The 8,720-nt window shown below is 52.4% G+C and carries 9 protein-coding genes; 6 read left to right on the plus strand and 3 right to left on the minus strand.

Going from position 1 to position 8,720, the window contains the following annotated elements; genetic code table 11:
- Positions 1–334: 334 nt before the first annotated feature.
- Entirely contained in the window at positions 335–988 is a 654-nt protein-coding gene (locus ACR0JW_RS23595) for a hypothetical protein (RefSeq protein WP_480714589.1), read from the plus strand.
- A 308-nt stretch (positions 989–1,296) separates the two neighbouring features.
- Positions 1,297–1,887 (plus strand): VPLPA-CTERM sorting domain-containing protein, encoded by a 591-nt coding sequence (locus ACR0JW_RS23600; protein ID WP_480714590.1) that lies wholly within the window; start codon positions 1,297–1,299, stop codon positions 1,885–1,887.
- Between the two features lie 585 nt (positions 1,888–2,472).
- Here the strand turns inward: ACR0JW_RS23600 and ACR0JW_RS23605 are convergent.
- The 3 genes from ACR0JW_RS23605 to ACR0JW_RS23615 form a co-directional block, all read right to left on the minus strand.
- Positions 2,473–2,862 carry a hypothetical protein gene (locus ACR0JW_RS23605; RefSeq protein WP_480491479.1) on the minus strand — a complete coding sequence of 130 codons (390 nt, stop codon included), beginning with the start codon at positions 2,860–2,862 and terminating at the stop codon, positions 2,473–2,475.
- Positions 2,863–3,307: 445 nt separating this feature from the next.
- Positions 3,308–4,120 carry a hypothetical protein gene (locus ACR0JW_RS23610; protein ID WP_480714591.1) on the minus strand — a complete coding sequence of 271 codons (813 nt, stop codon included), beginning with the start codon at positions 4,118–4,120 and terminating at the stop codon, positions 3,308–3,310.
- 587 nt (positions 4,121–4,707) lie between these two features.
- Positions 4,708–4,854 carry an HNH endonuclease family protein gene (locus tag ACR0JW_RS23615; protein WP_170682827.1) on the minus strand — a complete coding sequence of 49 codons (147 nt, stop codon included), beginning with the start codon at positions 4,852–4,854 and terminating at the stop codon, positions 4,708–4,710.
- A gap of 79 nt (positions 4,855–4,933) precedes the next feature.
- Here ACR0JW_RS23615 and ACR0JW_RS23620 point away from each other — a divergent pair, with 79 nt between their 5' ends.
- The 4 genes from ACR0JW_RS23620 (at position 4,934) to ACR0JW_RS23635 (ending at position 8,462) form a co-directional block, all read left to right on the plus strand.
- Positions 4,934–5,071 carry a hypothetical protein gene (locus ACR0JW_RS23620; RefSeq protein ID WP_480714592.1) on the plus strand — a complete coding sequence of 46 codons (138 nt, stop codon included), beginning with the start codon at positions 4,934–4,936 and terminating at the stop codon, positions 5,069–5,071.
- Between the two features lie 402 nt (positions 5,072–5,473).
- Complete coding sequence (locus ACR0JW_RS23625) at positions 5,474–6,727, plus strand: arylsulfotransferase family protein (RefSeq protein ID WP_170682828.1); 1,254 nt, start codon at positions 5,474–5,476, stop codon at positions 6,725–6,727.
- The gene (locus tag ACR0JW_RS23630) at positions 6,727–6,984 is read left to right on the plus strand and encodes a hypothetical protein (RefSeq protein WP_480714593.1); all 258 of its coding nucleotides are present in this window, start codon (positions 6,727–6,729) and stop codon (positions 6,982–6,984) included. Before ACR0JW_RS23625 ends, ACR0JW_RS23630 begins: the two co-directional genes overlap by 1 nt.
- Before the next feature lie 23 nt (positions 6,985–7,007).
- Complete coding sequence (locus tag ACR0JW_RS23635; RefSeq protein ID WP_480714594.1) at positions 7,008–8,462, plus strand: sulfotransferase; 1,455 nt, start codon at positions 7,008–7,010, stop codon at positions 8,460–8,462.
- The last annotated feature ends 258 nt before the right edge of the window (positions 8,463–8,720 follow it).

Genomic DNA, 8,720 nt, shown 5'->3' on the forward strand with positions numbered 1-8,720 from the left:
GCACCCGTAAAGCAGCGGAGGATCTGGCGGCGCGTGCTCAGGGTTTCCGTGACGCTGAAGCCTACTGGCAATGGCTGGCTGACTATGTCGTTAACCGCAGACCACCCTCGTAAACCTATCCCTCGGCGGCCCTCAGCGGGTTGCCGGGGGCGCTCACTTTGCTTTCTTTTTTCCCGTAGTGGACGTTGGTCGAGGGTTGGCTGAATGGCTGAGTTGCGTGCAAAGCCGCTGTTTTTTCCGTTATGGCATGTTGGAATTCCACCCTCTTGATGCACATCAACGCTAGTTGAGAAAAGGCTTGATAAGCACAGCTTGAGACAAGGGTGGAGAGGCGATGTTATTCAAGAGCAACATTTGGCCACTGACGTTTTTTGCACTGTGTCTGCTTTGCACGGGGTTGTCCGGGGGCGCTTACGCCGAGACCAGGCAGATAAAATACAAATCTGACCACTGGGAATTTGTATTACCACCATCTATCAAACCAGTGAGCTTCTTGAAGAGCGGATTTGCGGCCAAAGAAGAGCTTGGCAGTCCGTATCATTCTATTGTGTTCCAAGTGCTGCAAGATGGCTCGATACCGTATGATCACCCCACACATGATGATCAGCAAAGAAAAGTATTCCTTCGCCAAATTCTTCCATACATCGTTGCAGAGCGCCGTTCAGAAACCGCTGAGGAGCGGAACGACCGGGTTGTGAGTTCCAGCACCTCATCGCTTCCCAGCGGTTTCGTTCCAGCCGGTGAGATTTGCGGTGGGTTCCAATGGAAGTCTACAGACAAGGGAGTGCCCGGTCACATCGGCAAAACCTTTACCATGGAAGGTTACACTTTGATTTGTTTGGGATCGAGAACAAAATCGAAGACAGCAGAGTATGTGGAAATAGTGTTTAGTGAGCGCTACTGCCGTGAACTCGGTCATTCTCCGACAAAAGACTTTCAAAGAACCGCGCGCCGGATTCTGACGCAAGTGCGATATTTGCGGGACTGACACGACATAACCGGTCGCCAAAACTGGTTGAAACGTCCGTTCCGGGGCTCGGTGCTGTCATTCGCTCTACATGGCGCGAACGGCCGCTTTTCGGACGAAGCGGACGTTAAAAAATTCGCAACAAATTCTGACGTGAGTTACCACAAAGGCCCATAAATTTTAAGCGAAACCATTGAAAAGTTATCTGTTGTAAAAAAAGAAATCAATGATCTTACCATTGGCGAGTTGAGGCAGTTCTCGGTTGCGAATTTTGACTATTTCCAATGCAATGTTACGGTGAGTGCCCTGGTTTGTGTGGAGTCGGTATGATGTTTCGCTATCTGGTCACCATATTTTTCTTAATTGTTCTGTCGTCGAAAGCGATGGCTGTAACCATTACAAGCGATAAGGTTTCTGGTATCTTAATTGGCGGGCAATACTACGATGCCAACTTTGTGGATGGCACCTGCACTGATCTTTTCATGGGATGTGACGAGCAGGGTGACTTTCCACTTGCATCACCTGCCACACTAAGAATTGAGGCGATGAGCGCTCTCTTAGACGTTATAACCAATTCGCCATACCGGAATGACCCGGCTTTTTTCAACGGCTGCTCATCCGATCCAACAAATAAATTTTGTACGCTGACCATGCCAGTTAACCTGAACCCTACGCCCTGCTGTAATTACTTTGGTATAGCTGGTTTGACCGTATTTGAGGGAGTATTGGACCCCGCTTTAACGTCTGTTGGCGGCAGGTGGTCCCCTGATCTTGATTTCAGCACACTCAGCTATAGAACTTTCGTCGTTTGGGAAAAATCAGGCATTGCACCGATCCCACTGCCAGCAAGTTTACCCCTCTTACTCGCCGGCATCGGCAGTTTAGCGTTTCTCGCTCGGAGAAAACAGCGTGAGAGCTGACTGTACTCCGCTGAGTGTCAGCAAATACATACAGATTGCGATTTCCATTAGGTCCGTTGGTCTCCTAAACGCGTTCACAGCCAGATAGCTGTGTTTACGTCTCCTCCGGGCTCGATACGGTCCTTCGCCGTTGCCCGCTCGAACGTCCGCTTCTGCGCCAACGGTCAGCCACTTCATCAATGTCGACAAACGGTCGTCAGCCGGTCGGCCTACCCGCGCTCGAATTCAGTGGTAGCGGTTCACTTGGCGTTGCATCTGGGTGCAATGACGAAAGATACGCACAACTGGGTGTATCATGGTTACTGCGTGTTCGGTGCGAGTGTGCCAGGTATTTGAAGCCTTACGAAGCATTACGACCTCCCATTGGTGACGTTACGTTAACCCGGGTGAACGAAAGGTTCTGTGAACTGGGACACAGAGCGCCATTACAAGTTTCCGCCCCCCAACCCGCCAGCACCAGCGACCCCCGTCAGCACCCGGAACGACTAGCCAGCGGTCCAGTCCCACCGACGCCGTCAGCGCCAGTGGGCGGTCGATCTAGCGGTCAGAAATGCCCCGTGATAGGTGAACCGACATAACGTAAGGCTAATTGTACTTTACAACTGTACCTTCGCCGATGCGACCTCCCCAACTCACTGCACGCACTTTGACTTGAGATATGGCTACATTGACAACTGCATCCCCGCCCAACTCAGCGGCGCTCTGTCTCAGCCGAGCCTCAACCTGCGCGACGGTTGGATCCTCATTGAACACTGTAGTTTTGTTAACAGCCACTTTTATTTCCTGGATTACGGTGTATTCCTGAGAGGCCGTTTCGCCGCTAAACAATTCAATTTGGTTCGCAGATATAGCCGCGCCCGATGCCGCCGTGATTTCAGAGTTGTTGATCCCGTCTTCTTCCCACGTGCTTGAGCAAGCGCCAAGCGACACTGCTAAACTTAACGCTGCAAACAACTTCAAAGTAATAGTCTTCATTGGCTTTCCCCCATCAAGTTCTTCGGCGTTCCTCCCATCAAGTGCTTTCCTCATCGTGCCGAGAAATGCAGTTACCCCTCCTTGATATAAGTCAAAGGATAGTCTCCGGGACGCTGAAGCCTACTGGCAGTGGTTGGCAGACTATGTCGTTAACCGCAGACCACCCACATAGACAGAACCCTCGGCGGCCCTTAGCGGGTTGCCGGGGTACTCACTTTGCTTTCTTTTTGCAGAAATGGGCGTTGGTTGAAAGCTGGCTGAATGACCGTTCTGCGGACTAAGCCGCCGTTAGGGTTTCTCAGGTGTAAACAGTACTTCTTAAAACCATGACATTCTCGGATTTAGCGAAGAGATAGGCTAACTCAAGGCAATTCCAAATTGCTGCCATCAATGGCCACGACAAGTTGGTTCGGGTGCAACGAAGTAACCAGTTTATTCCGGCCGGTTAGTTTATTCGGACTTTCTTCATTTTCACATTTCGAAACTTCGCGACGATGCTGCCGTTGAAGGGTGTGAATGGTGTCGAATACCCCCAGCGCTGCCAATCTGGGCCGAATCCCTGCATCACCAAGCCCATTTCAAAGCCTATTTGTCCGGGATTGTTGTTAAGCTTGGGGTTACATAGGTTTGTTATGTAGCAATGTGGCGTCGAAACCGTCGTAGGTTTTCCCGAGACGTGATAGATTACTTTTCCGTTGCATTTCACGGTCATGGTCCCGTCGTTCGTGCGCGACCATTTGACAGTCATTTCAAACGGAATCCACTTCCCGAAGTCGCTTGGGCTCGCGCATGTCTTGCCAACGAAGCGAACACCGTAGCGTTTGTCGAGTTTCAAAAGGTAAAGGTAATTGTGCTTCCCGTCGCCCAGCCAGGCGGCAATTCGAAGGCGTGTATCCCAAGCTCCGGGCAAAAATCCCTTTGCATTCGAGTTTTTCCAACCTGCGTACTCTATGCTTGGGTCAATCCAAAAATCAAAGCTGTACCTAACTGTACTACCAACACGCACCCATTTCTTTTTTAGGCTTGAGCGTATATTACCGTTCTTGCAGTCGTTTTCGGTCCGATCCCCACTATACGGTCTTGATGAGCATTCGCCGTATCGAAGCCCGAAAGTCGTTTCACCTTTCTTAGTGGTTGGCTTGATGGATGCGTTACGTTCGTCGGGCCTCAGGCCAAGCGGGTTAGCGGAAACAGATTGGATGCTAGAAAGCAAAAAGAAAGCAAAAACGAAAGCGAATTTTAGAGCAGCTTGTAACATCTAAACGCCCTCAATCTGTCAGCTTCTGAATCTATCCCATCTTTATATCATGTTAGATGCTTTGCTGAGATATTCAAAATCGCCTGCACGAGCGTACTCAATCAAGTCGCATTAGGGCTCTCAGCAGTCATTCGCAGCACTGCGCTCAAACGCCCCACCAGCCACCAAAGCACCCCAAGCCGCCAGCACCAACGACCACCCGTCAGCACCCGGAACCAGTCGTCAGCGGTCCAGCCAGCGCCAGTGGACCGTCCTCGGCGGTCTCGTCAGCTGTCCCGTCAGCGGCTTCTCTAGCGGTCGAGAATGCCCCATGCTCACTCGTCCTTCGTCCTCATGCTGCCCGTCGCTTCGCTCAGCAGAATGCCCCCGAGACCGCCCCAGCTTCGGCCACCGGTTGAAAAAGCTCTTAGGTTTCGTCGGTGGGCAAGGTTTCCTACCACCCCAGCCAGTTCATCGGAACATGGAACGAGACTAGGCACTTGGGGCTAAACCCTCTGAGAAATGCCCCCGTTTATGCCCCAGTGGTTTCGGGTGTTACGGGTGTTGAGGGTGGGCCCTCTGAGGTCGTTGAAGGCCCATGCCACAGGTCATAGCAGGTCGTAGTTGACCCCGTTCGCCCAGAAGTCCCAGTCATCGCGCTTGTTATCCGCCGCCGACCCCTCAATCAGGTGCTCAGGACGGACGCAGCGCTCGCTATGACAGCGATGGCGAACCACCGTCGCCTCACCGATCACCGCCCGGTTAGCCCCAAGTGCCTAGTCTCGTTCCATGTTCCGATGAACTGGCTGGGGTGGTAGGAATCCTTGCCCACCGATGATTGTTATCGGCTTTTCAGCGAAGCCCGAGAAACTGGGGCGGTTTCGGGGGCATTTCGAGGGAGAGCTCGGGGCATTCTCGACCGCTGGAGAGGCCGCTGGCGGGGCAGCTTACAAGACCGTACACTGGCGCTGACGACTAGCCCGGGTGCTGACGGTGGTCGCCGGTGCTGGCGGTTCCGGGGGTGGACGTTCGATCCTAGTGCTGCGAATGGCTGTTGATGAGCCCAATATCACTGATGCTTTAACGCGCATCAACGTCTGCACAGGGCAAGAATTAACCAATGATGAACGGGATGTTTTTCGCACGTTCAGGATGAGAAATGCACAGTGAGCGTCGTTGCCCGAGTAGAGCGAGAACTCGCGCGTCCGTTACTATGTATGAGTTTTGAGTTTGGTTTTGATTGGTAAAACGCGCAAGGAAAGAACTGACTTTGAAAAGCTGCCCGAGCGACTGTTCCAGGTTTGCCTGTTCCTCACAATTGTTTTCTCGTCGGTTCTGTTCGGGATATTTGCGCAAAGAAAGAACTGGCCACCGGTGCCGCAGCTCCTATCGGTATATAAAGTTCTGGTCGTAGACAAATCACTGACCCGCGAGGCGCGGGCGTACCATAAACACCTTCAGCCGGCACGCGGACAGGGCAAGGGCGTCGTGATCAATACGAAACCGGGACATCAGGACAGCATTCTGCTGATGGGTTTCTTTGATGGCGAGAACCAGGCCAGGCTGGTGAACCGTGATGGCAGCGTCATTCGCAAATGGTCGCTGAACTACATTGAACATTTTCCTGAAATCGCCACCCGTCCGTGTGCTCAGCTCAGTAATCCTCTGTTGACCGATGTTCATGGCGCATTGCTGACCGAAAAAGGCGAGCTTGTTTTTAGCTATGAGTATTGCGGGGCGGTTAAGCTGGATCAATGTTCAAATGTTCTGTGGACGCTCAATGAGAAATCCCACCACTCAATGGTCAGATCTGAAAATGGCGGGTACCTGACGCTTGGTCGCGAAGAATGGATTGCTTCGAAAGTTGTCGATCGGTTTCCACCCTTTTCGACTCCGGCCACAAACGAGCCGATTCTGGAAGATGTCATTCTGATGCTTGATGAACAGGGTCAGGTTTTTGAAAGCATATCGATACCCGGTTTGATCATCGATAGTGGTCTGTCGGCGCTGCTGACCGCCAATGGCAGAGAGATTAAGCCGACGCGCGTGATCCGCAGCGAACTGGTCCACTCCAACAAGATAGATGAACTGCCATCGGAACTGGCCGACAAGTTCCCCCTGTTTAACGCCGGTGATTGGGTGATTTCGATGCGGGGGCTCAACTTGGTGATGGTGGTTGATGCAACCACCCGGAAAGTAAAGTGGCACCAGACCGGCCCCTGGATCCGGCAACATGACCCTGAATTCCGTCCGGACGGAAAAATCTCGATCTTCAACAACAACTCATATCTGACCTCTTATACGGCGACCGAAAAAACACGGGTAGATGCGCCGCGCGACACCAACATCATTGCGATTGATCCGGTGAGCCGGGAAACGGAAATCGTATTCGGAAGCAAGCCGGGTCAGGAGATGTTGTCGGTCGTTCGAGGACAGCATGAAATTCTGGAAAACGGAGGAGTACTGATTACCGAATTTGATGCCGGGCGTGTTCTGGAAGTGGACAGAGCAGGCAACGTGATCTGGGAATACGTCAATGAATATAATGATGAATTTGTTGGTGAGATCACCAATTCGAAACTCTATCCGTCGGGGTATTTTGAAGTCGATTGGAAGGAATGCACATAATGAACCAGCCTGCTAATCATATGTTCAAAGGTCGCCTAATCTCGTTGTGGCTTGTTTGCTGCATAGCCTTTGCGGTGCTGGCCAGCCCGGCACATGCCTATATCGGCCCGGGTGCCGGGTTGGGCGCGATTGCTGTTACGGTTGCCGTCATTCTTGGTGTTGTGTTTCTGATTGTCGGGCTGGTCTGGTTTCCGCTCAAACGTTGGATCGGGGGGCGGAAAAATCAGGCTGGTTCCGAAAACGATCCGACGCCATGATAGCAGCGATAGCTTTTTCGCTCTTGGCGGTTGCCGGATTTATTCTGGCCCTGTGGCAAACAAATATCGCAGGGACGGCCCAACACGTCGTGAGCACCTGTATGGCCGGCGTCACTGCGCTATTTGACAACCAGCTTTCTGACGACGCCAAGGAAGCGGCCGCAAGACAAGCAGGGCTGAAGCTGCTGGTGGGCGGGCTGAACCTGACGTGGCGCATTGCGCTGGCTCTAACAGCGGCGGGTCTGCCGATTGCGCTGGCGGATTGGTCCGGAATCGCAACAGGTGCATTGGTGATTGGGGTCATGCTTCGTCTGGATTACATCGTCGTGGTATCGGTCCTTGCTTTTGCAGGCGTCAAAATTGGCAGCCGGCTTCGTCGCGCTGATACGGCGGAACATGTTGAAGGCGGCCAATACTCGTCGGTTGACCAATTTGTGCATAACCTTGCCTTTTCAGGCCCGGCGATACTGAAACTGGCCTCGCGGGTTGAAGATCGCATGACGAGGCAATCTTCCACTACTGATGCCACGCAACCTGTTTTTGTGACGTCCCTGGCACGAGGCGGGACCACCGCTGTCCTCAACGCTTTGCATGATGCGCCCGAAGTGGCCACGCATATCTATCGGGATATGCCATTTCTGACGGCTCCTGTTCTGTGGAACAAAATCGCGGGCGGGCCGAAGCGGGGGGTCCGGAGGAGGCAGCGCGCCCATGGCGACGGGCTGGAGATCGACCTTGATAGCCCCGAGGCGTTCGAGGAAGTCATTTGGAAATCGTTTTGGCCAGATCGCTACAGGGGCACTTCGATTCCCCTTTGGAGCACGTGTGATACAGACCCTGAGGCAGATCAGTTTTTGCGGCAGCACATGCGCAGCATCATCAGGGCACGGAACATTCAGGCCGGGCCGAAAGACGTACTGAAAACGATTTACTGTTCTAAGAACAACGCAAACATTGCCCGCGTATCCTATTTGCTCAAGTCTTTTCCAGATTGCAGAATCGTTGTTCCAGTGCGGCGACCGGAATGCCATGCAGAGTCACTCCTGCGGCAGCACAACAATTTCAGCATGCTTCAGGCAAGAAACAGTTTTGTGACCCGATACATGGCCGATATTGGCCATTTCGAGTTTGGCAACTTGCATAAGCCCTTTTTTTTCCGCGGGTTTGAACCAGAGCAAGAAGGCACGCATCATTCAGACTATTGGCTGCACTATTGGATTTGCGCGTTTCGGGGGCTTCTAGAGCATAAAGATCAGTGTATTTTCTTATTTCAGGATGATCTGCGCGCTGCTCCTCAGCGAACGATGGAAGCCTTATACGACATGTTAGGGCTGTCGCGTACCCACCAGAGATTCGAACGCTATTTCCTTCCGAAGCCTGATGCTGCAACGGTTGGAAAATTCGATCCCAAACGCTTGCAAGAAGCCCGGGACATCTTTTATGCCCTCAAGGGGGCAACCGCCGGAACTGAAGGCTAACACTGTCCTAAAATAGTGCCAACTTAAGGTCGCAATCAATTTTTGACCGTCAGCTAGCGGCGATAACCCAAAGTGAAAGTTGCTCCTCGCGAGTTTAAAGTCGGTTAGGTCCGCAAACCAGACATTCAACCAAAAAACCTGAACGTCCGCTCCCGTATAAACCGAGCAACCTCCTGCATCTAAATAAAGAAGCAACTGCAGGAGTTTGATCCATGAAGTACCTGTCTGCCCTCGGCGTTCTCGTCGGGGGTTTTCTTT

Source organism: Ruegeria sp. BG6, assembly GCF_056538465.1.

Bases quoted from the DNA above. Each gene is read 5' to 3' on its own strand.
- ACR0JW_RS23600 (WP_480714590.1), top strand. From the start codon at position 1,297: ATGTTTCGCTATCTGGTCACCATATTTTTCTTAATTGTTCTGTCGTCG.
- ACR0JW_RS23595 (WP_480714589.1), top strand. From the start codon at position 335: ATGTTATTCAAGAGCAACATTTGGCCACTGACGTTTTTTGCACTGTGT.
- ACR0JW_RS23620 (WP_480714592.1), top strand. From the start codon at position 4,934: ATGATTGTTATCGGCTTTTCAGCGAAGCCCGAGAAACTGGGGCGGTTT.
- ACR0JW_RS23610 (WP_480714591.1), bottom strand. From the start codon at position 4,120: ATGTTACAAGCTGCTCTAAAATTCGCTTTCGTTTTTGCTTTCTTTTTG.
- ACR0JW_RS23630 (WP_480714593.1), top strand. From the start codon at position 6,727: ATGAACCAGCCTGCTAATCATATGTTCAAAGGTCGCCTAATCTCGTTG.
- ACR0JW_RS23605 (WP_480491479.1), bottom strand. From the start codon at position 2,862: ATGAAGACTATTACTTTGAAGTTGTTTGCAGCGTTAAGTTTAGCAGTG.